Source organism: Burkholderia sp. LAS2 (genome assembly GCF_018417615.1).
Classification (GTDB): domain Bacteria; phylum Pseudomonadota; class Gammaproteobacteria; order Burkholderiales; family Burkholderiaceae; genus Burkholderia; species Burkholderia sola.
Genome location: NZ_CP071052.1, coordinates 547,589 through 572,247, shown reverse-complemented (window position 1 = coordinate 572,247; position 24,659 = coordinate 547,589). Strand labels below are relative to the sequence as shown.

23 protein-coding genes are annotated in these 24,659 nt (G+C 66.9%); 6 read left to right on the top strand and 17 right to left on the bottom strand.

All coding sequences use genetic code 11. The annotated features are described in order from the left end of the window. Window positions 1-26: 26 nt before the first annotated feature. The 10 genes from JYG37_RS02690 to JYG37_RS02645 form a co-directional block, all read right to left on the bottom strand. Window positions 27-782, bottom strand: coding sequence for an ABC transporter ATP-binding protein (locus JYG37_RS02690; protein WP_050015818.1), 756 nt, complete (start codon window positions 780-782; stop codon window positions 27-29). After that, window positions 782-2,566 (bottom strand): branched-chain amino acid ABC transporter ATP-binding protein/permease, encoded by a 1,785-nt coding sequence (locus JYG37_RS02685; protein ID WP_050015816.1) that lies wholly within the window; start codon window positions 2,564-2,566, stop codon window positions 782-784. The genes JYG37_RS02690 and JYG37_RS02685 overlap by 1 nt, the downstream gene beginning before the upstream one ends. A 4-nt stretch (window positions 2,567-2,570) precedes the next feature. Beyond that, on the bottom strand, window positions 2,571-3,626 hold the full coding sequence (locus JYG37_RS02680) for a branched-chain amino acid ABC transporter permease (RefSeq protein WP_124653714.1): 1,056 nt from the start codon (window positions 3,624-3,626) through the stop codon (window positions 2,571-2,573). Window positions 3,627-3,796: 170 nt separating this feature from the next. After that, the gene (locus tag JYG37_RS02675) at window positions 3,797-4,954 is read right to left on the bottom strand and encodes an ABC transporter substrate-binding protein (protein WP_124594456.1); all 1,158 of its coding nucleotides are present in this window, start codon (window positions 4,952-4,954) and stop codon (window positions 3,797-3,799) included. 1,061 nt (window positions 4,955-6,015) lie between these two features. Beyond that, entirely contained in the window at window positions 6,016-6,993 is a 978-nt protein-coding gene (locus tag JYG37_RS02670; RefSeq protein ID WP_213345864.1) for a branched-chain amino acid ABC transporter permease, read from the bottom strand. Beyond that, window positions 6,993-7,877 (bottom strand): branched-chain amino acid ABC transporter permease, encoded by an 885-nt coding sequence (locus JYG37_RS02665; RefSeq protein WP_050015808.1) that lies wholly within the window; start codon window positions 7,875-7,877, stop codon window positions 6,993-6,995. The genes JYG37_RS02670 and JYG37_RS02665 overlap by 1 nt, the downstream gene beginning before the upstream one ends. 128 nt (window positions 7,878-8,005) lie before the next feature. Continuing rightward, a complete protein-coding gene (locus tag JYG37_RS02660; protein WP_050015806.1) occupies window positions 8,006-9,205 on the bottom strand; it encodes an ABC transporter substrate-binding protein in 1,200 nt (399 codons plus the stop codon). Between the two features lie 77 nt (window positions 9,206-9,282). Next, window positions 9,283-10,038 (bottom strand): ABC transporter ATP-binding protein, encoded by a 756-nt coding sequence (locus JYG37_RS02655; protein WP_050015804.1) that lies wholly within the window; start codon window positions 10,036-10,038, stop codon window positions 9,283-9,285. After that, the gene (locus JYG37_RS02650; protein ID WP_213345863.1) at window positions 10,035-10,814 is read right to left on the bottom strand and encodes an ABC transporter ATP-binding protein; all 780 of its coding nucleotides are present in this window, start codon (window positions 10,812-10,814) and stop codon (window positions 10,035-10,037) included. Before JYG37_RS02650 ends, JYG37_RS02655 begins: the two co-directional genes overlap by 4 nt. 434 nt (window positions 10,815-11,248) lie before the next feature. After that, entirely contained in the window at window positions 11,249-12,934 is a 1,686-nt protein-coding gene (locus tag JYG37_RS02645; protein ID WP_124631495.1) for a GMC family oxidoreductase, read from the bottom strand. Window positions 12,935-13,116: 182 nt separating this feature from the next. Here JYG37_RS02645 and JYG37_RS02640 point away from each other — a divergent pair, with 182 nt between their 5' ends. Continuing rightward, on the top strand, window positions 13,117-14,016 hold the full coding sequence (locus JYG37_RS02640; protein ID WP_089488019.1) for a LysR family transcriptional regulator: 900 nt from the start codon (window positions 13,117-13,119) through the stop codon (window positions 14,014-14,016). Window positions 14,017-14,198: 182 nt separating this feature from the next. Then, window positions 14,199-14,732: a class IV adenylate cyclase gene (locus JYG37_RS02635; RefSeq protein WP_050015796.1), complete on the top strand. Its 534-nt coding sequence runs from the start codon at window positions 14,199-14,201 to the stop codon at window positions 14,730-14,732. A gap of 66 nt (window positions 14,733-14,798) precedes the next feature. On the opposite strand, the gene JYG37_RS02630 is transcribed toward JYG37_RS02635, so the two are convergent. Continuing rightward, window positions 14,799-15,284, bottom strand: a complete 486-nt coding sequence (locus tag JYG37_RS02630; RefSeq protein WP_050016018.1) for an Lrp/AsnC family transcriptional regulator — start codon at window positions 15,282-15,284, stop codon at window positions 14,799-14,801. Between the two features lie 137 nt (window positions 15,285-15,421). Between JYG37_RS02630 and phhA the strand changes: the two genes are divergently transcribed. Together phhA and JYG37_RS02620 are read left to right on the top strand one after the other, a co-directional pair. After that, on the top strand, window positions 15,422-16,321 hold the full coding sequence (phhA, locus tag JYG37_RS02625; protein WP_249746023.1) for a phenylalanine 4-monooxygenase: 900 nt from the start codon (window positions 15,422-15,424) through the stop codon (window positions 16,319-16,321). Window positions 16,322-16,382: 61 nt separating this feature from the next. Then, window positions 16,383-16,760, top strand: a complete 378-nt coding sequence (locus JYG37_RS02620) for a 4a-hydroxytetrahydrobiopterin dehydratase (protein WP_256122001.1) — start codon at window positions 16,383-16,385, stop codon at window positions 16,758-16,760. 91 nt (window positions 16,761-16,851) lie between these two features. Here JYG37_RS02620 and JYG37_RS02615 read toward each other — a convergent pair whose 3' ends face one another. Beyond that, on the bottom strand, window positions 16,852-17,082 hold the full coding sequence (locus JYG37_RS02615) for a DUF3717 domain-containing protein (RefSeq protein ID WP_006401493.1): 231 nt from the start codon (window positions 17,080-17,082) through the stop codon (window positions 16,852-16,854). 122 nt (window positions 17,083-17,204) lie between these two features. On the opposite strand from JYG37_RS02615, the gene JYG37_RS02610 reads away from it, so the two are divergent. Then, complete coding sequence (locus JYG37_RS02610; RefSeq protein WP_006401494.1) at window positions 17,205-17,897, top strand: response regulator; 693 nt, start codon at window positions 17,205-17,207, stop codon at window positions 17,895-17,897. 120 nt (window positions 17,898-18,017) lie between these two features. Continuing rightward, the gene (locus JYG37_RS02605) at window positions 18,018-19,502 is read left to right on the top strand and encodes a sensor histidine kinase (protein ID WP_089488017.1); all 1,485 of its coding nucleotides are present in this window, start codon (window positions 18,018-18,020) and stop codon (window positions 19,500-19,502) included. A 145-nt stretch (window positions 19,503-19,647) separates the two neighbouring features. On the opposite strand, the gene JYG37_RS02600 is transcribed toward JYG37_RS02605, so the two are convergent. The 5 genes from JYG37_RS02600 to JYG37_RS02580 all read right to left on the bottom strand — a co-directional run bounded on the left by JYG37_RS02600 (window position 19,648) and on the right by JYG37_RS02580 (window position 24,650). Then, window positions 19,648-20,142, bottom strand: a complete 495-nt coding sequence (locus tag JYG37_RS02600; RefSeq protein WP_124653723.1) for an SET domain-containing protein — start codon at window positions 20,140-20,142, stop codon at window positions 19,648-19,650. A 177-nt stretch (window positions 20,143-20,319) separates the two neighbouring features. After that, window positions 20,320-21,432, bottom strand: a complete 1,113-nt coding sequence (locus JYG37_RS02595) for an NADH:flavin oxidoreductase/NADH oxidase (protein ID WP_089488016.1) — start codon at window positions 21,430-21,432, stop codon at window positions 20,320-20,322. Between the two features lie 219 nt (window positions 21,433-21,651). Beyond that, entirely contained in the window at window positions 21,652-22,362 is a 711-nt protein-coding gene (locus JYG37_RS02590) for a glutamine amidotransferase (protein WP_124555741.1), read from the bottom strand. Between the two features lie 28 nt (window positions 22,363-22,390). Further along, window positions 22,391-23,029, bottom strand: coding sequence for a MarR family winged helix-turn-helix transcriptional regulator (locus JYG37_RS02585; RefSeq protein WP_050015785.1), 639 nt, complete (start codon window positions 23,027-23,029; stop codon window positions 22,391-22,393). A gap of 505 nt (window positions 23,030-23,534) precedes the next feature. After that, window positions 23,535-24,650 (bottom strand): YbdK family carboxylate-amine ligase, encoded by a 1,116-nt coding sequence (locus JYG37_RS02580; RefSeq protein ID WP_006490006.1) that lies wholly within the window; start codon window positions 24,648-24,650, stop codon window positions 23,535-23,537. Window positions 24,651-24,659 lie beyond the last annotated feature (9 nt).

The following is a 24,659-nucleotide window of genomic DNA, read 5'->3' as shown; positions in this document are numbered from 1 at the left end:
CCGTTTCCCGTCCACCGCACCGGCAATCAAGCCGTCTTCTTCGCCAACCCAAGATACGTCTCGATCACACGCGGATTCTGCGCAAGCTCGGCCGCCGGCCCTTCCAGCGCAAACTCGCCCGTCTCCAGCACATAGCCATAGTCGGAGATCTGCAGCGCCGCCCGTGCATTCTGCTCGATCAGCAGCGTCGCCACGCCGGTGCCGCGCAACGCGCTGATGATATGAAAGATCTCCTTCACGATCAGCGGCGCCAGCCCGAGGCTCGGTTCGTCGAGCATCAGCAGGTCGGGCTTGCCCATCAGCGCGCGGCCGACTGCCAGCATCTGCCGCTCGCCGCCGGACAGCGTGCCGGCCGCCTGCCGGCGCCGCTCCTTCAGCCGCGGAAACAGCGCGAACACGTGATCGAGCTGATCGAGGAAGTTCGATTCCCCCGCCTGCTTGCGCCGATACGCGCCGAGCACGAGGTTGTCCTCGACCGTCATCGTGCTGAACAGCTCGCGCTTTTCCGGTACGAGGCACATTCCACGCGCGACGCGCTGCTCGACCGGCAACACGCTGACGTCGGTACCGCGATACACGACCGCGCCCGACGCGTGCCCCGTTACCGGGAGCGCCCCCATGATCGCGTTCAGCAGCGTCGATTTACCGGCGCCGTTCGGGCCAATCACGCTGACGATCTGCCCCGCCCCCACCTTGATTGCCGCACCGTGCAGCGCCTCCACCTTCCCGTACCGCACCGCCAGCCCGCGTACGTCGAGAATCGGCATCGTCGTGTCCGTCATCACTCCACCCCGCCCAGATACGCTTCGAGCACGGCCGGGTCCTGCTGCACGTCCTGCGGCAGCCCTTCCGCGATCCGCGTGCCGAATTCCATCACCACCAACCGGTCGGTGAGGTTCATCACGAAATCCATGTCATGTTCCACGAGCAACACGCTCATTCCTTCCGCCTTCAGCCGCCGCAGCAGGTCGGCGAGTTGCTGCTTCTCCTGGTAACGCAGCCCCGCCGCCGGCTCGTCGAGCAACAGCAGCGTCGGATCGCAGCACAGCGCCCGCGCGATTTCGAGAATCCGCTGCTGACCAAGCGCGAGGCTCCCCGCGTCGTCGTACATGTGCGCTTCGAGCCCGACACGCCGGATCTGGCGCGCGGCTTCGGCCAGCAACTGCGCTTCCTCGTGCGCATTGAGCCGCGCAATGCTGCGCCACACGCCGGTATGACCGCGCAGATGCGCGCCGATCGCGACGTTCTCGAGCACCGTCATCGTCGGCAGCAGCTTCACGTGCTGGAACGTGCGACCGATGCCGCGGCGGACGATCTGGCGCGACGTCAGCCCGTCGATGCGCTCGCCGCGGAACGTGATCGCGCCGCCGGTCGGCTTCAGCACGCCGGTCACGAGGTTGAACGTGGTCGACTTGCCCGCGCCGTTCGGGCCGATCAACCCGATGATCTGCCCCGCTTTCACGTCGAAGCTGACGTCGTTCACGGCCACGAGCCCGCCGAACTGCTTGCGTGCGGTGTCGACGACGAGCAGCGGCTCGCCGGCCACGGGCTTCGCGCGCTGCGGCAGCGGATCGGCCTGCTCGGGCACGTGCGCACGGGGCCCGCGCGGGAACAGTCTCGCGACGAACGGCCATACGCCCTGGCGCGCGTACTGCAGCAGCAGCACCATCAGCACGCCGAACACGATGATCTCGAAGTTGCCTTCCGAGCCGAGCAGTTTCGGCAGCAGCGTCTGCAGATAGTCCTGCAGCACGGTCAGGATCGCCGCGCCGAGCACCGCGCCCCATACGTGCGACACGCCGCCCACCACAGCCATGAACAGGAATTCGATCCCGTGGTTCAGACCGAACGGCGTCGGGTTCACCGCGCGCTGCAGGTGTGCGTACAGGAAGCCCGATACCGCCGCGAGCACGGCCGCGTAGACGAAGATCACGACGCGCATCCACGCGGTGTTCACGCCCATCGCCTCGGCCATCACGCCGCCGCCGCGCAGCGCGCGGATCGCGCGGCCGGGCCGGCTGTTGAGCAGGTTCTGCACCGACACGATCGCGGCCAGCACCACGGCCCAGATCAGGAAGTACAGGCTGCGGCCGCTGTCGAGCACGATGCCGAACAGGTTCAGCGCCGGAATCCCGTTGATCCCGTCGTACTTGCCGAGCAGTTCGAGGTTGCCGAACAGGTAGAACAGCGCGAGGCCCCACGCGATCGTGCCGAGCGGCAGGAAGTGCCCGGACAGCCGCATCGTCACCGCGCCGAGCACGAGCGCGACGAGCGCCGTCAGCACAACGCCGACGATCAGCGCGAGCCACGGCGATACGCCGTAGCGCGTCGTCAGGAACGCGGTCGCATACGCGCCGATGCCGACGAACGCGGCCTGTCCGAAGCTCGTCATCCCGCCGACGCCCGTCAGCAGCACGAGCCCGATCGCGACGATCGCATACAGGCCGATGTAGTTCAGCAGCGTGATCCAGTATTCGGGCACCTGCAGCGCGCCGGGCAGCACCGGCAGCGCGAACAGCACCACGAGAAACAGCCAGAAGGTCTTGTTGCGTACCATCGTCTTCATCGCGTCACTCCTCTTCCTCTTCCGCATGCGGCGTCGCGAAGCTCCGCCACAGCAGCACCGGAATGATCAGCGTGAACACGATCACCTCCTTGTAGGCGCTCGCCCAGAACGACGAATACGATTCGAGCACGCCGACGAGCAGCGAGCCGGCGGCCGCGAGCGGATAGCTGACGAGCCCGCCGATGATCGCGCCGACGAAGCCCTTCAGCCCGATCAGGAAGCCAGAGTCGTAGTAGATCGTCGTCAGCGGGCCGACGAGGATCCCGGACAACACGCCGAGCCCCGCCGCGAACGTGAACGCGAGCCGCCCGGCTTCGGTCGTGCCGATGCCGACGAGCCGCGCACCGAGCCGGTTCACCGACGTCGCGCGCAGCGCCTTGCCGGCGATCGTGCGGCCGAAGTACACATACAGCGCGCCGATCAGCACGAGCGCCGTGACGACGACCAGGATGCTCTGCATCGACACCGTCATGCTGCCGATCGCGAGCGACGCGTCCGAGAACCCGTTGGTACGCGAGCCTTCCGCGCCGAACATCACGAGGCCGAGGCCGACCATCGCGAAATGGACGGCGACCGACACGATCAGCAGCAGCAGCGTCGTGCCTTCGGCGATCGGCTGGTACACGAGCCGGTAGACGAACGGCCCCATCGGCACGACGATCGCGAGCGTCAGCGCGATCTGCGCGAGCATCGGCATCGGCTGCGCGGCGAAGCTGCGCGTGATTGCGAACACCGCGAGCGGCAGCAGGATGTAGCGGCTGCCGAGCGTCGCGAGCGTGCGGCCGAGCGGATGGCGGCGTTCGCGATGCCGGATCAGGCCGCCGGCTTCGAGCAGGAAGCATGCGACGCCCATCACGAACAGCAGCCAGCAGGTGGCGGGAAATTTCTGCGCCTGCAACGCGGCCAGCGTCAGCGCACCGTAGGCGACGAATTCGCCCTGGGGAATGAAGATCACCCGCGTGACGGAAAACACCAGCACGAGCGCCAGCGACAACAATGCATAAATGGCGCCGGTCGTGATGCCGTCTTGCGCGAGGATCGCCGCAATCGAGAGATCCATACGTTTCGTGTATCGAGAGAATGCTGCGGAGAAACGAAAGGCGGAAACGGCCGGGGCGCACGGCGGGCCCCGGCCGTTCCAGGCGGCACGGATGCGGCCGTGACGCGCGCCGCCCTGCCGACGGCGTGCACGGCGCCGTTCGCGCCGCGCACGCCGGTTTCACGTGACGCTTACTCGGCCTGCAACTTCCACTTGCCGTCGACGATCTGCACCATCACGCGCGCACGTGTGTCGAAGCCGTTGTGATCCGTCGCCGTCATGTTGATCACGCCGTGCGAGACGGGCAGGTCCTTCACGCTTTCGAGCGACGCGCGCAGCGCTTCGCGGAACGCCTCGGTGCCCGGCTGGCCCTTCTTCAGCGCGTCCGGGATCGCGCGCTGCAGCAGCAGGCCCGCATCCCACGCATGGCCGCCGAAAGTCGACAGCGAACCCGCGCCGTAAGCCTTCTCGTACGCGGCCTTGTAGCCGAGCGCCGGCTTCTTCACCGGATTCGAATCGGGCAGCTGGTCGGTCACGAGCACCGGGCCAGCCGGCAGGATCTCGCCTTCGCAATCCTTGCCGCACACGCGCAGGAAATCGTTATTCGCGACGCCGTGCGTCTGGTAGACCTTGCCCTTGTAGCCGCGCTCCTTCAGCGTCTTGGCCGGCAGCGCCGCCGGCGTGCCGGAGCCGGCGATCAGCACCGCATCCGGGTTCGACCCCAGCAGCTTCAGCACCTGCCCCATCACCGACGCGTCGGTCCGGTTATAGCGTTCGTTCGACACGAGCTTCAGCCCGTTCTTCGCGGCCGCCGCGTCGAACGTCTTGTACCAGCTGTCGCCGTACGCGTCGGCGAAGCCGATGAAGCCGACCGTCTTCACGCCATGCTTCGCCATGTAGCCGGCGATCGCGTCGGCCATCAGCTGGTCGTTCTGCGGCACCTTGAACATCCACGCGCGCTTCGCGTCCATCGGCGCGATGATCTGCGCGCTCGCCGCGAGCGAGATCGTCGGCGTCTTGCCCTGCGACACCGGATCGAGCATCGCGAGCGAGTTCGGCGTGACGGACGAGCCGATGATCGCGTCGACGTGGTCCTCGTCGATCAGCTTGCGCACGTTCTGCACCGCACGGCTCGTGTCGGACGCGTCGTCCAGCACGATGTACTGCACGCTCTTGCCCGCGATCTCCTTCGGCAGCAGCGCGATCGTGTTCTTTTCCGGAATCCCGAGCGACGCGGCGGGCCCGGTGGCCGACAGCGTCACGCCGATCTTCACCTGCGCCGACGCCGTGGCCGCCGCACACACGAGGCCCGCGGCAAGCAGGGCCTCCATCCATCGATTCATCTTCATTTACGTTGTCTCCAAACGCTGCTCGAAAAAACCACGGTTGCTCGGGCGGCTCCCGGTCCTCAAACAAGTTAATATCTTAATTATCCCACCCATCCGCGCCCATGCTCGTTTTCCCGCGACACGCCGCCACGCGCCGCGCGCCGATTGAAACGGCCGTCCGACCGTCACGGTGCGCAGCAGCGGTGTCGTCAGGATGAAGAAAGCGAAGAAATGCGGGAGCGTGCGCAAGCTCGTTGCGCGCGCATCGATGGTCGGCACGCACGGCAAGCGATGAAACCCCGGAAAGCCGGCCGCTCATGCGATTGCGCATACGGATGCAGAGACGGATGCGAGCGCAACGACCCGCGCCGGCGCCGGGACGCGCATACAGGCCTCGGAACGGCTCGGAAATGCCTCGATGACCCATCGGGCACCCCATGACGAACGAACGGCGTCCGCCGCGTCTCCTGCCCCGAACCACCGTGCTGCGCTGCTCATCCAACCGTACTCCCTGTTCTGCATTGTGCTTGTAGGAGAACTGCCGACCGATTTTCCCGACCGCACGGTCGGCGAAAGCCGAGTGTAACGGACGCCTTTCGCGCCCGCCAACCGGGTAAGCCCGAAGCGCCTGTGCAGGATTGCGCATCGTCGGCGAACGGATCGCGGGAAACGGAAAAACGGGCAACGCGGCAAAGCGCGGAAAAGACGCGGTGCGGACGCAAACGCGGAAAGCGGCATCATCGGCTGGCATGCGGGCCGATGCACCATCGAGGGAATTCGTGCACGCAAATGAAAAAGCGCTGTTGGATTCCGTCCAACAGCGCTTTGGGGTCCGGGCACTTTGTGCCTCGATTGTCTCCTCGTTCTCCACCTGCAAATTCGTTTCGCGGTGCATCAGAACTGAAGTGAATCTTAAAGAGGCTTAAGCACCACGACAACTTAGCATTTACCCCTATGGTGCATTGCCGCACGAAAATGGGGCACCAGCCGGCCGCGCGGCGACGGCCCGAGCCCGCGGTGACGCCCTTCCCGGCCGCGCCGGATGGTGCTTCGCATCAACGCGGGCGACGCGCACCGCATGCTCACGACGACGCCCTGAGCGGCTTGATACGCGCGACCATCTCACCGACGATGCCGCGCCGGAACGCCAGCACGCATGCGATGAAGATCAGCCCAGTGACGATCGTCGTCGATTCGCCGAGCGAATGGAACCACGCGACGCCCGTCGTCGACGCGAGCCATTCGCCGATGTCGCCGAGCCGGTCTTCCAGCGCGACGATCAGCGCGGCGCCGAGCAGCGGCCCGAACAGCGTGCCCATCCCGCCGACGAGCGTCATCAGCACGACGAGGCCCGACATCGTCCAGTACGCATCCGACAGCGTCTCGAAGCCGAGCACGAGCACCTTCAGCGAGCCGGCCAGCCCCGCGAGCGCGGCCGACAGGATGAACGCGAGCAGCTTGAAGCGATCGGTGTCGTAGCCGAGCGAGATCGCGCGCGCTTCGTTCTCCTTGATCGCGACGAGCACCTGGCCGAACGGCGAATGGACGACCCGCACGATGAACGCGCACGCGGCCACGACCGCCGCCAGCACGACGTAGTACAGCGTGACGTCGTTCGACAGGTCGAGCAGCCCGAACAGGCGGCCGCGCGGCACGCCCTGCAGGCCGTCCTCGCCGTGCGTGAACGGCGCCTGCAGATAGATGAAGTAGACCATCTGCGCGAACGCGAGCGTGATCATCGCGAAGTAGATGCCCTGCCGGCGGATCGCGAACAGCCCGACGACGAGCCCGAGCAGCGTCGCGGCGACGGTGCCGGTCAGCACGCCGAGCTCCGGCGTGAAACCGAGCGTCTGCATCGAATAGCCGGTCGCATAGCCGGCCGTCGCGAGGAACATCGCATGGCCGAACGACAGCAGCCCCGTATAGCCGATCAGCAGGTTGAACGCGGCCGCGAACAGCGCGAACGCGAGCACCTTCATCACGAACACCGGATACGCGCCGATGAACGGCGCGGCGAGCAGTGCGGCGAGCAGCACGCCGTAGAGCACTTTTCTCTGCATCATTTTTCCTTGCCGAAGAGGCCCGCCGGGCGGAACAGCAGCACGATCGCCATGATCACGAACACGACGGTGGCCGACGCTTCGGGATAGAACACGCGCGTGAAGCCCTCGATCACGCCGAGCAGCAGGCCCGTGACGATCGAGCCGAGGATCGAGCCCATCCCGCCGATCACGACCACCGCGAACACGGTGATGATCATCGGCTGGCCCATCAGCGGCGACACCTGGATCACCGGCGCGGCCAGCACGCCCGCGAACGCGGCGAGCGCGACGCCGAAGCCGTAGGTGAGCGTGATCATCATCGGCACGTTCACGCCGAACGCCTCGACGAGCTTCGGGTTCTCGGTGCCCGCGCGCAGGTACGCGCCGAGGCGCGTCTTCTCGATCACGAACCACGTCGCCAGGCACACCGCGAGCGACGCGACGACGACCCACGCGCGATAGTTCGGCAGGAACATGAAGCCGAGGTTGGTCGCGCCGGACAGCTGCGACGGCACGTCGTACGGTTGGCCGGATGCGCCGTAGATCGAGCGGAACACGCCTTCGACGACGAGCGTGAGGCCGAACGTGAGCAGCAGCCCGTACAGGTGATCGAGCTTGTACAGCCAGCGCAGCATCGAGCGTTCGATCGCGATCCCGAACGCGCCGACGATCAATGGCGCCAGCACGAGCATCGCCCAGTACGGCAGCGCGAAATACGACAGCCCCATCCACGCGAGCATCGCGCCCAGCATGAACAGCGCGCCGTGCGCGAAGTTGATCACGTTGAGCAGCCCGAAGATCACCGCGAGCCCGAGGCTCAGGATCGCATAGAACGAGCCGTTGACGAGCCCGAGCAGCAACTGGCTCAGCATCGCCGGCAACGGAATGCCAAAGATTTCCATCGACTTAGCCGTCAGAATGAGTTTCGTTGCGTACGCAACTTTGCAGCCGCGCGCACGCGGGCGGCGCAGCGGGCACGTCGCTGCCACCGCCACCGTGCGGCGCGCCCGTGCGCGCCGCTATCCGATGCTTACTTCCACAGCGCGCAGCGCGTTTCCTGCTTGGTGCCGAACGCCTGTTCGCCCGGAATCGTCGCGAGCACCTTGTAGTAGTCCCACGGCTCCTTCGATTCCGACGGCTTCTTCACTTCCATCAGGTACATGTCGTGGATCATGCTGCCGTCCTGACGGATGTAGCCCTTCGCGTAGAAGTCGCTGATCTTGATCTTCTTCAGCTCGGCCATCACCTTGTCGGAATCGGTCGTCCCGGCGGCCTGCACGGCCTTCAGGTAGGTCGTCACCGACGAGTAGTCGGCCGCCTGCAGGCTCGACGGCATCTTCTTCATCTTGCCGAAGTAGCGCTGCGCCCACTGGCGCGACGCCGCGTCGCGGTTCCAGTACCAGCTGTCGGTCAGCACGAGGCCCTGCGTCGTCTCGAGGCCGAGGCTGTGCACGTCGTTGATGAACATCAGCAGCCCGGCGAGCTTCATCGTCTTCGTGATGCCGAATTCCTTCGCGGCCTTGATCGAGTTGATCGTGTCGCCGCCCGCGTTCGCGAGACCGAGGATCTGCGCCTTCGACGATTGCGCCTGCAGCAGGAACGACGAGAAATCCGACGCGGACAGCGGATGCCGCACCGCCCCCAGCACCTGTCCGCCGCTCGCCTTCACGACGTCCGACGTGTTCTTCTCGAGCGCCTTGCCGAACGCGTAGTCGGCGGTCAGGAAGAACCACGTCTTGCCGCCCTGCTTCACCACCGCCGAGCCGGTGCCTTTCGCGAGCGCCATCGTGTCGTACGCATAGTGCACCGTGTACGGCGTGCACTCCTCGTTCGTCAGCGTGTCCGCGCCCGCGCCGATGTTGATGTAGACCTTCTTCTTCTCCGCGGCCAGCTTGGCCATCGCCAGCGCCGTCCCCGAATTCGTGCCGCCGACGAGCAGGTCGAGCCCGCCGCGGTCGATCCATTCGCGCGCCTTCGACGCGGCGATGTCCGCCTTGTTCTGGTGATCCGCGTACACGACCTCGATCGGCTTGCCGAGCACCTTGCCGCCGAAGTCGGCGACCGCCATGCGGATCGCCTCGAGACCGCCCTGGCCGTCGATGTCCGCATACAGCCCCGACATGTCGGTGACGAAACCGATCTTCACGCTATCCGCGGCATGCGCGGCGCCAGCGGTGAGTGCGGCGGTCGCGAGCGCGAGACAGGCCTGTGCGAGGGTCTTCATTTTCATTGACGTCTCCTGTTGTTCTGATGCGTTGTGGTTATTCGAGGGCCGCCACGGCTAGCGGCAACGGAAACGAGGCGGCGTCATACTCCGAGCAGGTCGTGCAGGGTCGGCATCTTGCCTTCCAGTTCGGACGCGCGGAAATGCTCGACGATGCTGCCGTGCTCCATCACGTAGAAGCGGTCGGCGAGCGGCGCGGCGAAGCGGAAATTCTGTTCGACCATCACGATCGTGTAGCCGCGCGCCTTCAGCGCGACGATCATCCGCGCGAGCGCCTGGACGATCACCGGCGCGAGGCCTTCGGAGATCTCGTCGAGCAGCAGCAGGTTCGCGCCGGTGCGCAAAATTCGCGCGACCGCGAGCATCTGCTGCTCGCCGCCGGACAGCCGCGTGCCTTGGCTCTGCCGGCGCGACGCGAGGTTCGGGAACATCGCGTAGATCTCGTCGAGCGACATCGAATGCTCGCGCGGCCCGATCAGCGGCGGCAGCATCAGGTTCTCCTCGCACGACAGGCTCGAGAAGATCCCGCGCTCCTCCGGGCAATAGCCGATGCCGTAATGCGCGATGCGATGCGTCGCGAGGCCGATCGTCTCGTGGCCGGCGACCTTGATCGACCCGCTGCGGCGGCCCGTGAGGCCCATGATCGCGCGCAGCGTCGTCGTGCGGCCCGCGCCGTTGCGGCCGAGCAGCGTGACGACCTCGCCGCGATGCACGGTCAGGTCGACGCCGTGCAATATGTGGGATTCCCCGTACCAGGCCTCCAGGCCCGTGATTTCCAGCGCAGGCGTACCGCTCTCGACGCCGCTCAATTCGCGTTCCTCCCGTTCGCTGTGCTTCATGCGTGCGCCCCCGCGAGCGCCGCGTCGGCGCTGCCCATGTAGGCTTCGATGACGAGCGGATTCTTCGACACTTCCGCGTACGAGCCTTCGGCCAGCACCTCGCCGCGTTGCAGGACGGTGATCGTGTCGGAGATCCCCGCGATCACGTTCATGTTGTGCTCGACCATCAGGATCGTGCGGCCGCTCGCGACCTTCTTGATCAGCGCGGTCACGCGGTCGACGTCCTCGTGGCCCATCCCCTGCGTGGGCTCGTCGAGCAGCATCAGTTCGGGCTCCATCGCGAGCGTCGTCGCGATCTCGAGCGCGCGCTTGCGGCCGTAGGCCAGCTCGACGGTCGGCACGTGCGCGAAATCGGTGAGGCCGACCTGCGTGAGCAGGTCCATCGCGCGATCGTCGAGCCGCTTCAGCGTGCGTTCGCTGCGCCAGAAATGGAATTCGGTGCCGAGCGCGCGTTGCAGGCCGATGCGCACGTTCTGCAGCGCGGTCAGGTGCGGGAACACGGCCGATATCTGGAACGAGCGGATGATGCCGCGCCGCGCGACCTGCGCGGGCCGCTCGTCGGAGATGTCGATGCCGTTGAAGACGATCTGGCCGGCCGTCGGCGTCAGAAATTTGGTGAGGAGGTTGAAACAGGTGGTCTTGCCCGCGCCGTTCGGCCCGATCAATGCGTGGATCGCGCCGCGGCGCACACGCAGGTTGACGCCGTTCACGGCGGTGAAGCCCCTGAATTCCTTCGTCAGTCCGCGTGTTTCCAGAATCGTGTCGCCGAGAATCATGTTCCCTTCCGTACGAAGTCAGGCGAAGCACCGGGAAGCCTGGCGCAAGCGGCCGCGAACAGGTCAGCGGATCAGCGGGCTGCCCCCGGGCGCCGTGGTACGCCTCGAGGGTGGTCTCCCGCGCCGACGCGTATGCACATTACAGAACATTGTCGCGCCGTTGGTGCAGTGCAATCATCGGGATTTGCACTTATAGGGGTGGCCGCCATATCGGATGCGACGGCGCACGGTTATTCACCACGCTTTTTTGACACGTGCATCATCACGCGTTGACCTGCCGCAGGATCTGGCACACGCGCGCCCGATAAAAAACCGCGCGACGGCGCGGCTTGCACGGATCTTGCCGTTAGAGCGGACGCGCCGGCAGCTTGTTTCGCATAGCGAATCAGCGGGCGTTCGCATGACGGCCCGCTGGCGCGCGGGTCAGCGAGCCTTCATGCCGCCGTCACCGCGGCCTCGGTGCGCACCGACGTCGTTTCGCGCGCCGCACGGCGGTCGGCACGAATCATGTCGCTCGCGCGCTCGGCGATCATCAGCGTCGGCGAATTGGTGTTGCCCGACGTGATGAACGGCATCACCGACGCGTCGACGATCCGCAACCCCGCGATGCCGCGCACGCGCAGCCGGCTATCGACCACCGCGCGCGCGTCGTCCGCACGCCCCATCCGGCACGTGCCGACCGGATGGAAGATCGTCGTGCCGACGACGCCGGCCGCGTCGATCAGTTCGGCCTCGGTCTGGTACCGCGGGCCCGGCAGGATTTCCTCGGGGCGATAGCGCGCGAGCGCCGGCGCGGACGCGATCCGGCGCGTGAGGCGCAGCGCGTTCGCGGCGACGTGACGATCGTGATCGGTCGACAGATAGTTCGGCGCGATCGTCGGTGCGCTGCCTGGATCGGCGCTCGTGACGTGCACGCTGCCGCGCGAGGTCGGCCGCAAATGGCAGACCGACGCCGTAAACGCGTTGAAGCCGTGCAGCGGCTCGCCGAAGCGTTCGAGCGACAGCGGCTGCACGTGGTATTGGAGATCGGGGCGCGTGAGCGCGAGATCGTCCGGATCCGATTTCGCGAACGCGCCGAGCTGCGACGGCGCCATCGACATCGGCCCGCGCTGCAGCAGCGCATATTCGGCGCCGATCATCAGCTTGCCCCACCAATGCGCGGACAGCGTGTTGAGCGTGCGCACGCCGTCGACGCGAAACGCCATCCGCAATTGCAGATGATCCTGCAGGTTTTCGCCGACGCCCGGCAGATCCTGCACGACGTCAATGCCGAGCGCCTGCAGCCGCCGGCCATCGCCGACACCCGACAGTTCGAGCAGTTGCGGCGAATTCACCGCGCCCGACGTCAGCAGCACTTCCACGCGCGCCCGCGCGACGTAGTCGGTGCCGCCGCCGTGATATTCGACGCCGACCGCGCGCCGACCGTCGAAGATCACGCGCTGCGCATGCGCGCCGGTGATCACGGTCAGGTTCGGGCGCGCCATCGCGGGCCGCAGGAACGCCTTCGACGTATTCCAGCGCACGCCGCGCTTCTGGTTCACTTCGAAATAGCCGACCCCGGCATTGTCGCCGCGGTTGAAATCGTCGGTGGCGGGAATGCCCGTCTGCTGCGCGGCCTGCGCGAACGATTCGAGGATCTCCCAGCGCAGCCGCTGTTTCTCGACGCGCCAGTAGCCACCCGCGCCGTGCGCATCGCTCGTGCCCGCATGGTGATCCTCGCTGCGCTTGAAGATCGGCAGCACGCTGTCCCACGACCAGCCGGCGTCGCCGGTTTCCTGCGCCCAGTTGTCGTAATCCTCGCGCTGGCCGCGCATGTAGATCATCCCGTTGATCGACGAGCAGCCGCCGAGCACGCGGCCGCGCGGATACGACAGCGCGCGGCCGTTCAGCGCCGCTTCGGGCTGCGTCTTGTACAGCCAGTCGGTGCGCGGGTTGCCGATGCAGTACAGATAGCCGACCGGGATATGGATCCAGTGATAGTCGTCCTTGCCGCCCGCCTCGAGCAGCAGCACGCTGATGTCGGGATCCTCGGTCAGGCGGTTCGCGAGCACGCAACCCGCGGTGCCCGCGCCGACGATCACGTAGTCGAATTCGCCCTCGAGCGTGCGTTGAGTACTCACGGCGTGTCTCCTTCCTGCTTGTTGTGTACCGCGCGGCGCGATGCCGCGCGCATGTTCAGCATAGTGCGTCGCGCCGCGCCTGCGGCCCCGCGCCACGATCCGATGAAGCGTACTCCCGCGCCCGGCCGCCGATCCAATGAGTTATGCTGAACTGCGTTATAAGCCACGCTCATATCACAACGATGGATCTCACCCTGCTTCGCGCGTTCGCGACGGTCGCCCGCGAAGGCAACCTGACGCGCGCCGCCGTGCAGCTACATTTGACGCAGCCCGCCGTCAGCCTGCAGATCAAGCATCTGCAGGAAACGCTCGGGGTCGTGCTGTTCACGCGCACGTCGCGCGGGCTCGCGCTCACGCGCGACGGGCAGACGCTGCTGCCGCACGCGGAGCGCGCGCTCGCCGCCGCCGCCGACGTGCAGCGCGCCGCTGCCGCGCTGCGGCACGAGGTGCGCGGCCGGCTGCGAATCGGCACGATCCTCGATCCGGGGTTCCTGCGGCTCGGTGGCTTCCTGCGCGCGCTGGTCGAGACCCATCCGCAGATCGAAACGGCGCTGCGGCACGGGATGTCGGGCTGGGTGATCGAACAGGTGCGCGCGCAGGCGCTCGACGTCGGCTACACCATCGGCCGGCCCGAAGAGGACGCGCCGCGCGACGGCGCGCTGTTCCACACCGTCACGCTCACGCGCTTCGAATACCGCGTGCTCGCGCCGGCCGGCTGGAAGGAGCGCGTGCAGCGCGCGCACGACTGGCGTGCGCTGGCCGCGCTGCCGTGGATCTGGACGCCGCCCGCGTCCGCGCATCACCGGCTGCTGTCGCGCCTCTTCGCGGCGGCCGGCGCGCAGCCGGTGAAGGTCGCCGAGGTCGACCAGGAGCAATCGATGCTCGATCTCGTCAAATCGGGGATCGGGTTGACGCTCGCGCGCGATTCGATCGCGCTGGCCGAGGCGCACGCGCATGCGCTGACGATCGTCGAACGCATGACGGTGCCGACCGAGCTGACGTTCGTGACGCTCGCCGAGCGGCGCGACGAGCCGGCGATCGCGGCTGCGCTGCGGTTGATCGACGCGCAGTGGGCGACATGAGCGCGGCTGATATCGACGCGGCCCGTTACGCATCGAGTTTCGGCGCCTGACGCATGCCGCGGATCGAATCGCGTGCCCCGCGTCGTGTCGCCGCGGCCGGTCCGCGCGTCACGCCACCATCGCAGGCTTTTTGCTAGATTGTGCGTTCGCACACCGCGAGACCCCGATTGAAGGAGACCCGCATGGCCCGCAACATCGAGATCAAAGCCCGCGCCCGCGAATTCGACCGGCTGCGCGAACGGGCGGCCCAGCTCGCGACCGAAGCGCCGCTCTTCTACCGCCAGCAGGATTTCTTCTATGACGTGCCGCGCGGCCGGCTCAAGCTGCGCCGCTTCGAGGATGGCACGCCGGCCGAGCTGATCTTCTACCAGCGCGACGATCGCGACGGCCCGAAGGCGTCGTACTATACGCGCAGTCCGGTGACGAATCCCGACGCGATGCATTCGCTGCTCGCGACCGCGCTGACCACGCGCGGGATCGTGACGAAGGAGCGGCACGTGTACCTCGCCGGCCGCACGCGCATCCACCTCGACCGCGTCGACGGCCTCGGCGATTTCATCGAGCTCGAAGTCGTGCTGGGTCCCGACGACGACGAAGCGGGCGGCGAAGCCGAAGCGCACGAGGTGTTCGCGAAACTCGGCGTCGCGCAGGACGATCTCGTCGCGGTCGCATACGTCGATCTGCTGAACGCCGACACCCAGCCCGAAACGGCCTGATCCGGCCCCATCGAAGGCGGTACGGCGCGTGCCGCCTTCAGCGCCGATGCCGCGGCCGCGTCCCCGTCACGCGGCGCCCGGCGCGAGATGCGCGAGCGGCAATGCACCGTTGCGCTTGAAGGTCGTCAGCACGATGTTCGAGCGCACGCTGTCGACGCCCGGCACCCGCATCAGCTTCTTCATCACGAACTGCGACAGCGCGTTGAGATCCGGCGCGACGATCCGCAGCAGGTAGTCGGCATCGCCCACCACCGCATGACATTCGAGCACTTCGGGCAGCACGTCGATCTGCTGCTGGAACTGCTCGATGATCGAATCGCCGTGATGCTTGAGCTTCAGGCTCGTGAACGCGGTCACGCCGAGCCCGAGCTTTTCGGGTCGCAGCATCACGCGGTAGCCTTCGATCACGCCGGCCGCCTCCAGCCGCTGCAGCCGCCGGCCGATCTGCGACGGCGACAGCGGCACCTGCTCGCCCAGCTGCTGATGCGTCGCGCGACCGAAGCGCTGCAGCACGTCCAGCAACGCGAGATCGAAGTGATCGAGTTCCAGCATGAGTATTCTCCGCATTGATTCGTTATTTGATGCGCAATTATCGCATCACTAAGCGAATTGACGCCAACTATGCGCCCAATCCGCGCGTCGCCCGCTCTACACTTGCATGGTCCCAACCCAGCGTACAGAGCCTGATCATGTCCACCGTCGTCACCGCGAAACTGCAGGAGCAGTTCGATGCGGGCCTCGAAACCCGCGCCGATTTCACCATCGACCAGCCGCTGCAGCGCTACGGCCAGGTCGACCACGCGGTGTGGCAGCAGCTCTATGCGCGCCAGTCGGCGCTGCTGCGCGGCCGCGCGTGCGACCCGTTCGTCGCCGGGCTCGGCAAGATCGCGCTGCCGGCCGATCGCGTGCCGTCGTTCGCCGACGTGAACCGCCAGCTGAAGCCCGCGACCGGCTGGGAAATCGTCGCGGTGCCCGGCCTCGTGCCCGACCGCGTGTTCTTCGCGCATCTCGCGAACCGGCGTTTCCCGGTCACCTGGTGGATGCGCCGTCCCGACCAGCTCGACTACCTGCAGGAACCCGACTGCTTCCACGACCTGTTCGGCCACGTGCCGCTGCTGATCGACCCGGTGTTCGCCGACTACATGCAGGCGTACGGCCGCACCGCGCTCGCGGTCGCCGACGACGAAGCGGCGCTGGCGCGGCTCGCGCGCCTCTATTGGTATACGGTGGAATTCGGGCTGATCCGCGATCCGCGCGGCACGAACGGGCTGTCGATCTACGGCGCCGGGATCGTGTCGAGCAAGGGCGAAAGCCTGTACAGCCTCGAAAGCGCGGCGCCGAACCGGCTCGGGTTCGACCTCGAGCGCGTGATGCGCACGAAGTACCGGATCGACACGTTCCAGAAGACCTACTTCGTAATCGACGATTTCGCGCAGCTGTTCGCGCTCGCCGACGTCGATGGCCGCGCGCTGGCCGACCGGCTCGCGGGGCTGCCCGAATTCGCGGCCGGCGCGGTGCTCGACACCGATCGCGTACTGCATCGCGGCACGGGCGAAGGCTGGCCCGACGACGCCGACGCCGACGCGTGACGCGCCGGCCGTCGGCTGCCGGTTGCCGGCCGCCCGTCGTCCTTTCCGCAACTATGGAACAATGAACGATGCCGGCTTCGCCGCGCGGCGCAGCCGCGCGCGGGCGCCGTTACCGAACGAGAGGTGCAAGATGATCCACAAGCTCACATCCGAAGAACGCAAGACCCGGCTCGAAGGCCTGCCGCAGTGGACGGCCGTGCCGGGCCGCGACGCGATCCAGCGCCGCCTGCGCTTCGCCGATTTCAACGAGGCATTCGGCTTCATGACGCGCGTCGCGATCAAGGCGCAGGAAATGAACCACCATCCGGAATGGTTCAACGTGTACAACCGCGTCGACGTCACGCTGTCGACCCACGACGCCGACGGCCTGACCGAACGCGACATCGAACTCGCGCGGTTCATCGACGGCGCCGCCGCGCACGCGCAACCGGGCGCCTGAATCCCGTCTCCGCCGCCGCGCGCTTTCCGTGCGCGGCGCGTCAACTTTTCATTTCGCTGAACGTTTTCTAGGATGTACTCAGCGAAAGCCTTCAGCTTTCCAAGCCATCCTTAAGGCGCACGTAAGTCTCGTACGCTTTCCGCGCCTTGGGGTCCAAACCTTCCAGTTGCAGCGCGCTTTCGCGCTGTACAATCAGCAGCGCATACGGCTTGGAGAGCGCGCTGGCCTCTTCGCAGAGTTTGAGTTCGTCGCCGCTCGACGGCGAGCGGGCGCGCCAGAAATTGATCGCGGCTTCGAGGTCGTGGATCGAAATATCGGACATGATTGGATTTAATCGTTCGCTGGCCGCCATGCTTGATGTCAGGCGATGCGGCGTTCCTGTGGAAACGGCTTCGTGCTGTCCGCGTGCCTGAACCGCCAACCCATTGTACTTGAGCGAACTTCATGCGACTCCTTCTGATCGAAGACGACCGCCCCATCGCACGCGGTATCCAGAGCAGCCTCGAGCAGGCTGGCTTCACCGTCGACATGGTGCATGACGGCATCTTTGCCGAACAGGCGCTGGCACAGAACCGCCACGAACTCGTGATCCTCGACCTCGGCCTGCCGGGCATCGACGGCATGACGCTGCTCACGCGCTTTCGCCAGACCAACCGCCACACGCCGGTGATCGTGCTGACCGCCCGCGACGAGCTGAACGACCGGATCCAGGGCCTGAACTCCGGCGCCGACGATTACATGCTCAAGCCGTTCGAGCCGGCCGAGCTCGAAGCGCGTATCCGCGCGGTGATGCGCCGCAGCGGCCCGCACAGCGACATGCCGCGTCCCGAAGTGTCGCTCGGCGGCGTCCGCCTGTCGGGCGTCGACCGCCGCATCTTCAACGACGACAAGCCGCTCGAACTGTCGCCGCGCGAATTCGCGGTACTGGAAATGCTGCTGCTGCGGCACGGCCGCGTCGTCAGCAAGGCGCAGTTGCAGGATCACCTCACGCACTTCGGCGGCGATCTCGGCGACACCGCGATCGAAGTCTACGTGCACCGCGTCCGCAAGAAACTCGAGCAGTGCCGGGTCGAAATCGTCACGGTGCGCGGCTTCGGCTACCTGCTGCAGGAAATCCGCCAGACGGCGAGTGTCTGAGCGACGCCGCGCGCCGGCCGGCCGCGTGCCGCCGGCGCACGCGTGCTGCTCTGCGTCGCCGTTCCCGGCGCACGACCGCGCCGCTCCCCGTGAGCGGCGCTTATCCTTTTGCCCGTCGAAATGTCTTCTGATCCGGCTGTGACCACCAGCCTGCGCCGCTCGCTGCTCCGGCGCCTCGCCGCCCCGCTGTCGATGCTCGCGCTGATGAGCGGCCTGATCGCCTACTGGCTCGCGTGGCAATACACGCAGCACGTGATCGACCGCTCGCTCGCCGATCTCGCGACCGCGATCTCCAAGCAGATCCAGATCGCCGGCCCCGACGCGCCGTTCACGGTGCCGCCGCTCGCGCAGGCGATGTTCTCCGATCCAGCCGAAGCGCTGATCTACCGGATCAGCGACGGCGAGGAGGAACTCGCCGGCGATCCGAAGCTGCCGCTGCAGGGCATCAACGTGCGCCGCATGCATCACGCGTACGTGTTCGAGGCCGAATACGACAATCGCGCGGTCCGGGTCGCGCAGGTGCGCGTCGACAACGTCGAGGGCGGCCGGCCGATGGTCGTCGAAGTCGCGCAGCCGGTGCGGCACCGCTACCGGATCGCGGCCGAATTCCTCGTCGCGATCATGATGCCGCTGCTGTTGCTGCTGCTCGCGGGCTGGGGCATCGTATGGCGCGTCGTGAACCAGCAGTTGGGCCCGCTCACGCATCTCGCCGATTCGCTGAACCGGCAAACCCATACGTCGCTGGAACCGGTCGACGAAACCGACGTGCCGCTGGAGATCCGGCCGCTGACCAGCGCGATGAACGCGCTGCTCGGCCGCCTGAAGACCGCGCTCGACGCGCAGCGCAAGTTCATCGCCGATGCTGCCCACCAGTTGCGCACGCCGCTCACCGCGGTGAAGCTGCATGCCGAGCAGGCGGCCGTCGCGCGCGACCCGCACCAGACCTTCGCCGCGGTGCGCGAGCTGCGCGCGGCCGCCGACCGCGCGGTACGGCTGTCCAATCAGTTGCTGTCGCTCGCGCGGGCCGAGCCGGGCGAACAGGCCGCGCGCTTCGTCGACGTCGATCTCGCGGCGATGGCGTTCGAGACCGGCGCCGAATGGGTGCCGCGCGCGCTCGCGTCGCACGTCGACCTCGGCTTCCAGCGCAGCGACGAGCCGGGCGACGACGAGAAGCTGATCGTGCGCGGCAACCCGGTGCTGCTGCGCGAGGTGATCGCGAACCTGCTCGACAATGCACTGAAGTACGTGCCGCTCGCGCGGCCGGACGGCGCGCGGATCACGGTGAACGTCGCGCGCGCCGCGCTCGAGGACAGCCAGCCGGCCGCCGAGATCGTCGTCGAGGACAACGGCCCCGGCGTGCCCGCGAACCAGCAGGCCGACCTGTTCAAGCGCTTCTTCCGCGGCGACGCGCAAAGCGGCAACGGTGTCGAAACCGGCGCCGGGCTCGGGCTCGCGATCGTGCACGACATCATCGCGATGCACGGCGGCACCGTGTCGTACGAGGATGCATCGGAAGGCGGCTCGCGCTTCGTGGTGCGGGTGCCGCTCGCGACGCGGACGGAAAAACCGGCCAGCGAAACGCCGGCTGCGGCGCCGACGCACTGAGCGATCACCAGCGAGTCGCGGCGGGCAACCGCTGGCCCGTCGACCGGGCGGCCCGCCGGAAAAGGAAAGCGAACGCCGGGCCGCCACGACGCGGCAGCCGCGGGCTGAAACGACCGCGGCAGCGCGCGATGCGCTGCCGCCTGCATCACTTCCTGTTCTTCTTGTCCTTCTTCTTTTTCTTCTTCCCGCCTTCGTCGGACGTCGCGAGCAACGTGCCGCGGCACGATTCCGCACCGCAGTGGCACGCGTATTCGCGCTTGAGCTTCTTCGTCAGCTTCGCGTCGATCACGAGGCCGTAGTCGTAGAACAGCTCCTCTTCCGGGCCGATATCGCGCAGCGCGTGGATATACACGCGGCCTTTGACTTCCTCGGCTTCGCAGTTCGGCGCGCACGAATGATTGATCCAGCGCGCGCTGTTGCCGTCGACCTTGCCGTCGATCACGCCGCCTTCGTCGAGTGCGAAGTAGAACGTATGATTCGGCTCGCTCGGGTCGTGCGGATGACGGCGCAGCGCTTCCTTCCACGAGATTCGCTCGCCCTTGTATTCCACTACGCGTTCGCCGGCCTTGATCGGCGCCACGGCGAACACGCCCTTGCCGTGTACTCCCGAGCGGCGCACCGCGATCCTGCGTGAACTCATCGAACCAATCCTTGTGAAGACGACTTGAACGGAAGCGACCGCGATCGCGGCCGGGCGCCGCGCCAAACGAAAACGCGGCACCGGTCGGTGCCGCGTCGGGGCATGCGGCGAATCATCCGCATCCTACACGTTCGATATTGCTTCGTTCAACATCGCGCGCAATATTGCGCGATGCGCTCAGCGCTGGCCGAACGCGACGTCGCCGAACAGCGCCTTGTGCTCGCGCGGCTGCGAGCGCCAGTACTGCGGCGGCGCCGTCACCTGCGCGCCGAGCTCGGCCGCCGCATGCCACGGCCAGCGCGGGTCGTACAGCATCGCGCGCGCCATCGCGACGAAATCGGCATCGCCGGCCTCGATCAGCCGGTTCGCATGCTCGGGTTCGTTGATCAGGCCGACCGCGATCGTCGGCATGCCGACCGCCCGCTTCACGGCCTGCGCGAACGGCACCTGATAGCCGGGCGACAGCGGAATCTTCTGCAGCGGCGACACGCCGCCGGACGACACGTCGATCCAGTCGCAGCCGCGGCGCTGCAGTTCGTGCGCGAACGCAATCGTATCGTCGAGTTCCCAGCCGCCTTCGACCCAGTCGGTCGCGGACACGCGCACGCCGACCGGCCGATCGTCCGGAAACGCGGCGCGCACGATCTCGAAGATCTCGAGCGGAAACCGCATCCGGTTTTCGCGCGAGCCGCCGTATTCGTCGGTGCGCCGGTTCGCGAGCGGCGACAGGAACTGATGCAGCAGGTAGCCGTGCGCCGCGTGCACTTCGATCGCATCGATGCCGAGCCGCGCGGCCCGCCGGGCCGACGCCGCGAACGCTTCGCGGATGCGGTTCAGGCCCGCCGCGTCGAGCGCGAGCGGCGGCGTCTCGCCGTCCTTGTGCGGAACGGCCGACGGGCCATGCGGCAGCCAGCCGCCGTCGGCGACCGGCACGAGCTGGCCCCCCTCCCACGGCGCCGCACTCGACGCCTTGCGCCCCGCATGCGACAACTGCATCGCGATGCGGATCGGCGAATGCTTGCGGATCGCGGCCAGCACCGGCTTCAGCGCGGCTTCGGTCACGTCGTCCCACAGGCCGAGGTCGCCATGGGTGATGCGTCCGTCGGGTTCCACCGCGGTCGCTTCGATGCACAGCAGCCCGGCGCCCGACAGCGCGAGATGGCCGAGGTGAATCATGTGCCAGTCGGTCGCTTCGCCGCGTTCGGCCGAGTACTGGCACATCGGGGAGATCACGATCCGGTTCGGAAGGGTCACGCCGCGCAGCGTGAACGGGGAAAACAGCGCAGTCATGGAAGCCGCTCGCCAGGAAAGGGAAAGAGCGGACGAGCGTAGCACGCACGCCTGAAGCGTGCAGACAGCGCGCTCCGCAGTAAGCGGATGGTCAGGTATGGCCGGCCGGACGCCGGCGGGGCGTGGAACAAACGGAATAGGCGATGGAAGGCGATGCGCCGGCCCTCAACGGATGCAGGCCGGGCCAATCCTTTCCGGCGGACGGGACCGCCCGCGACGTCAGAGGCCGACGCTACCGAGCCACTCCGCGAACATATGCCGTGCGGCCGTCTCGAGCGCGGGGCCGTGCTGCGCGGTATCGGCGCGCAACTGACGCGCGTCGATGCCGGGCGTCGCGGCGATTTCGCCGGCGTTCGCGATCAGCCACGGTTCGAAGCGATCGGTACGGATCTCGGGATGACATTGCAGCGCCAGCACGTGCTGCCCCCATGCGAATGCCTGGTGGCGGCAGGCCGGCGTCGACGCGAGATGGATCGCACCGCCCGGCAGGTCGAACGTATCGCCATGCCAGTGCAGCATCGATGTCGTCGCGCCGTCGAGATGGCGCAGCGGCGACGCGCGGCCGGCATCGGTGAGCGTCAGCGGCGCCCAGCCGAGCTCGTGCTGCGCGGCCGGATAGACGCGCGCCCCGAGCGCCCGCGCGATGAACTGCGCGCCGAGGCAGATGCCGAGGATCGGCAGCCCCGCGTCGATGCGCTGGCGCACGAGCGCCAGCAGCGGCGCGATCGTCGGATACTGCGCGTCGTCGTACACGCTGAGCGGCCCGCCGAGCACGACGAGCAGCGACGGCTCGAGCACGTCGAGCACCTCGACCCGCGACGATCCGACATCGACATAGCGCACCCGTCGACCGCGTTCGCCGAGCACCTGCTCGAAGCTCCCGAGATCCTCGAAATGCACGTGGCGGATCGCCACGACTTCAGCGTTCATCATCGGCCTCCCGGTCGATCGACGGACGTCAGCCTGCGAAAATCTTCCAGGTCTTCTTCTGCGTCGCCGCGTCGGCTTCTTCCTGCACCGAGCAGTCGAGACGCAGATCGCTGTCGGACATGTCGAGGTCGAGCGTCGCGCAGTGATGCACCGTCTTCTTCGACGGTTTGCCCGGCTGAAAGTACGTGCACGTGAGGCACATGCGCTGCGGCGGCGTCGCACCGGCCACCTGCAGCTCGCGCAGCGTCTTCAGCAGCGCGCGGTACAACGTGCCCTGCTCGTCCGCGCCGAGCTTGCCGACTGCTTTCGTCAGGAATTCAGGCCATTGCAGCGCCTTCTTCGCGGCCGTGCGGCCACGCGCCGACAGGCGTACGGCCAATGCCCGGCCGTCGTCCAGCGCACGACGCTTCTCGACGAGCCCCTTCGTCTCGAGCGTGCTGACCGCATCGCTCGTGGTGGCCGCGGTCAGCTGCGTCTCGCGCGCGATCTCGCCGAGCCGCATCGGGCCCTTGCGCTGCAGCAGCAGCACGAGAATCTCGCCTTGCGTCGGCGTCAGGCCAGCGCCTTCCGCCCAATCCCATGCCTCGCTCCGCATGGCCGTGCTCAACCGCAGCAGGCTGTGGGTCACACGTCCCGCAGCCTGGTTCCCGTAAACGCCTTCGCTCATAGTCTTTTCGCTTTGCCGCCGCCCGGATGGCCGAGCGGCCGTAGTGTGGAGATCGAATCCATCTCAAAACAGACGCCCTCTCTCGAGTGCGTCAGCACGGCCGTCGCGAGGCACACGCGGCGGTCGCGTTCGCGGCGACCGGAGAGACACGCATCGTTCCGGTGTCCGCAAAGCCGACATTCTAAGCGAGAGCGGAAAATCGCACAGCTAAGTTATCCCCTGCATGCTGTGGAAAATCGCTGGATAACCGGATTTTTTCGTTGTGCGCGCGATGTCGCGCGCCCGCGAAACGGGGCGCGCCGGCATTTTCCTGTTCGGATCGGCCATCGGCCGCGCGGTCATGATCCACCGGGTTATCCCACCCACAGAGCATTGACTTTGCAGCGGAATATCGGGTTATCCACAGATTGCGACGGTGCCCGGCAACGATTTCGGCGCGACAGGGCACCGATAACCGTTCAGCGAATCGCGGCGCGGTCGATTCTGCAATCTGCAAAACATATTTTCACTCGCGCCAACGTAAGCACTGCTGCCGGACCGTCTCGTTCAGCGATTTTTCCTGTTTGAAAACGGTTCTCAACCACGATGCATCGTTCACGCGCGCCTTTGCGAGCGCACCGATCTCGTCGAGCGCCGCGCGCGAACCGAGCGCGGCCGCATGCGGCGCGATCCGGTCGAGCGTGTCGAGGATGTCTTCCGCGATCGTGCGGCGCTCGCCCGTCTGAGGATTCACGCAGGTGCCCTCGAGCCCGAAGCGGCACGCTTCGAAACGGTTGAACGTGTAGACCAGGTAATCGTCCTCCGACAGCTTCAGCGGCCGGTCGGTCAGCAGGTAGCGTGCGAGCGTCTGGATGTAGCAGGCGATCGCCGCCGCGCGGTCGACCGACAGCGGCGTGTCCATCACGCGCACTTCGATCGTGCCGTAGCCGGGCTTCGGCCGGATGTCCCAGTAGAAGTCCTTCATCGAGTTGACGACGCCCGTGTTCACCATCTTCGTGAAGTACTCCTCGAACGAGTCCCAGGTCAGCACGAACGGCGCGCGGCCCGACAGCGGGAACGCGAATACCGAATTCAGGCGTGCCGAATGGAAGCCCGTGTCGACGTTCTGCACGAACGGCGACGACGCGGACAGCGCGATGAAGTGCGGAATGAAGCGCGACATCGAGTGCAGCAGGAACAGCGCGCTGTCGGGATCGGGGCAGCCGATGTGCACGTGCTGGCCGAACACGGTGAACTGCTTCGCGAGATAGCCGTACAGCTCGGAGATGTACTGGAAGCGCGGCGCATCGTAGATCTGCCGGTCGCTCCATTGCTGGAACGCATGCGTGCCGCCGCCGGCCAGCCCGACGTTGAGCTGGTCGGCCGCCTTCACGAGCACGTCGCGGATCGCATGCAGCTCGCTGACGGCCTGCTCGTGCGAATGGCAGATGCCGGTCGACAGCTCGATCATGCTTTCGGTGATTTCCGGCGTGATGTTGCCGGGAAAGGTCTCGCCCTGGATCAGGCGCATCAGGTCGGACGCCGCTTTGGTCAGGTCGTAGTTGTGCGTGTTGACGACCTGGATCTCCAGTTCGACGCCGAACGTGAACGGTTCGGAATTGACGAAGGTTTCGAGTGCCATGGCAGTTTC

Coding starts and splice junctions, on each gene's coding strand:
- JYG37_RS02685 (WP_050015816.1), bottom strand. CDS start 2,566: ATGAAGACGATGGTACGCAACAAGACCTTCTGGCTGTTTCTCGTGGTG.
- JYG37_RS02615 (WP_006401493.1), bottom strand. CDS start 17,082: ATGTCCGATATTTCGATCCACGACCTCGAAGCCGCGATCAATTTCTGG.
- JYG37_RS02670 (WP_213345864.1), bottom strand. CDS start 6,993: ATGCAGAGAAAAGTGCTCTACGGCGTGCTGCTCGCCGCACTGCTCGCC.
- JYG37_RS02630 (WP_050016018.1), bottom strand. CDS start 15,284: ATGCTGGAACTCGATCACTTCGATCTCGCGTTGCTGGACGTGCTGCAG.
- JYG37_RS02590 (WP_124555741.1), bottom strand. CDS start 22,362: ATGAACGCTGAAGTCGTGGCGATCCGCCACGTGCATTTCGAGGATCTC.
- JYG37_RS02635 (WP_050015796.1), top strand. CDS start 14,199: ATGGCCCGCAACATCGAGATCAAAGCCCGCGCCCGCGAATTCGACCGG.
- JYG37_RS02620 (WP_256122001.1), top strand. CDS start 16,383: ATGAACGATGCCGGCTTCGCCGCGCGGCGCAGCCGCGCGCGGGCGCCG.
- JYG37_RS02605 (WP_089488017.1), top strand. CDS start 18,018: ATGTCTTCTGATCCGGCTGTGACCACCAGCCTGCGCCGCTCGCTGCTC.
- JYG37_RS02665 (WP_050015808.1), bottom strand. CDS start 7,877: ATGGAAATCTTTGGCATTCCGTTGCCGGCGATGCTGAGCCAGTTGCTG.
- JYG37_RS02585 (WP_050015785.1), bottom strand. CDS start 23,029: ATGAGCGAAGGCGTTTACGGGAACCAGGCTGCGGGACGTGTGACCCAC.
- JYG37_RS02600 (WP_124653723.1), bottom strand. CDS start 20,142: ATGAGTTCACGCAGGATCGCGGTGCGCCGCTCGGGAGTACACGGCAAG.
- JYG37_RS02640 (WP_089488019.1), top strand. CDS start 13,117: ATGGATCTCACCCTGCTTCGCGCGTTCGCGACGGTCGCCCGCGAAGGC.
- JYG37_RS02580 (WP_006490006.1), bottom strand. CDS start 24,650: ATGGCACTCGAAACCTTCGTCAATTCCGAACCGTTCACGTTCGGCGTC.
- JYG37_RS02675 (WP_124594456.1), bottom strand. CDS start 4,954: ATGAAGATGAATCGATGGATGGAGGCCCTGCTTGCCGCGGGCCTCGTG.
- JYG37_RS02650 (WP_213345863.1), bottom strand. CDS start 10,814: ATGATTCTCGGCGACACGATTCTGGAAACACGCGGACTGACGAAGGAA.
- JYG37_RS02610 (WP_006401494.1), top strand. CDS start 17,205: ATGCGACTCCTTCTGATCGAAGACGACCGCCCCATCGCACGCGGTATC.
- phhA (WP_249746023.1), top strand. CDS start 15,422: ATGTCCACCGTCGTCACCGCGAAACTGCAGGAGCAGTTCGATGCGGGC.
- JYG37_RS02655 (WP_050015804.1), bottom strand. CDS start 10,038: ATGAAGCACAGCGAACGGGAGGAACGCGAATTGAGCGGCGTCGAGAGC.
- JYG37_RS02595 (WP_089488016.1), bottom strand. CDS start 21,432: ATGACTGCGCTGTTTTCCCCGTTCACGCTGCGCGGCGTGACCCTTCCG.
- JYG37_RS02680 (WP_124653714.1), bottom strand. CDS start 3,626: ATGGATCTCTCGATTGCGGCGATCCTCGCGCAAGACGGCATCACGACC.
- JYG37_RS02660 (WP_050015806.1), bottom strand. CDS start 9,205: ATGAAAATGAAGACCCTCGCACAGGCCTGTCTCGCGCTCGCGACCGCC.
- JYG37_RS02690 (WP_050015818.1), bottom strand. CDS start 782: ATGACGGACACGACGATGCCGATTCTCGACGTACGCGGGCTGGCGGTG.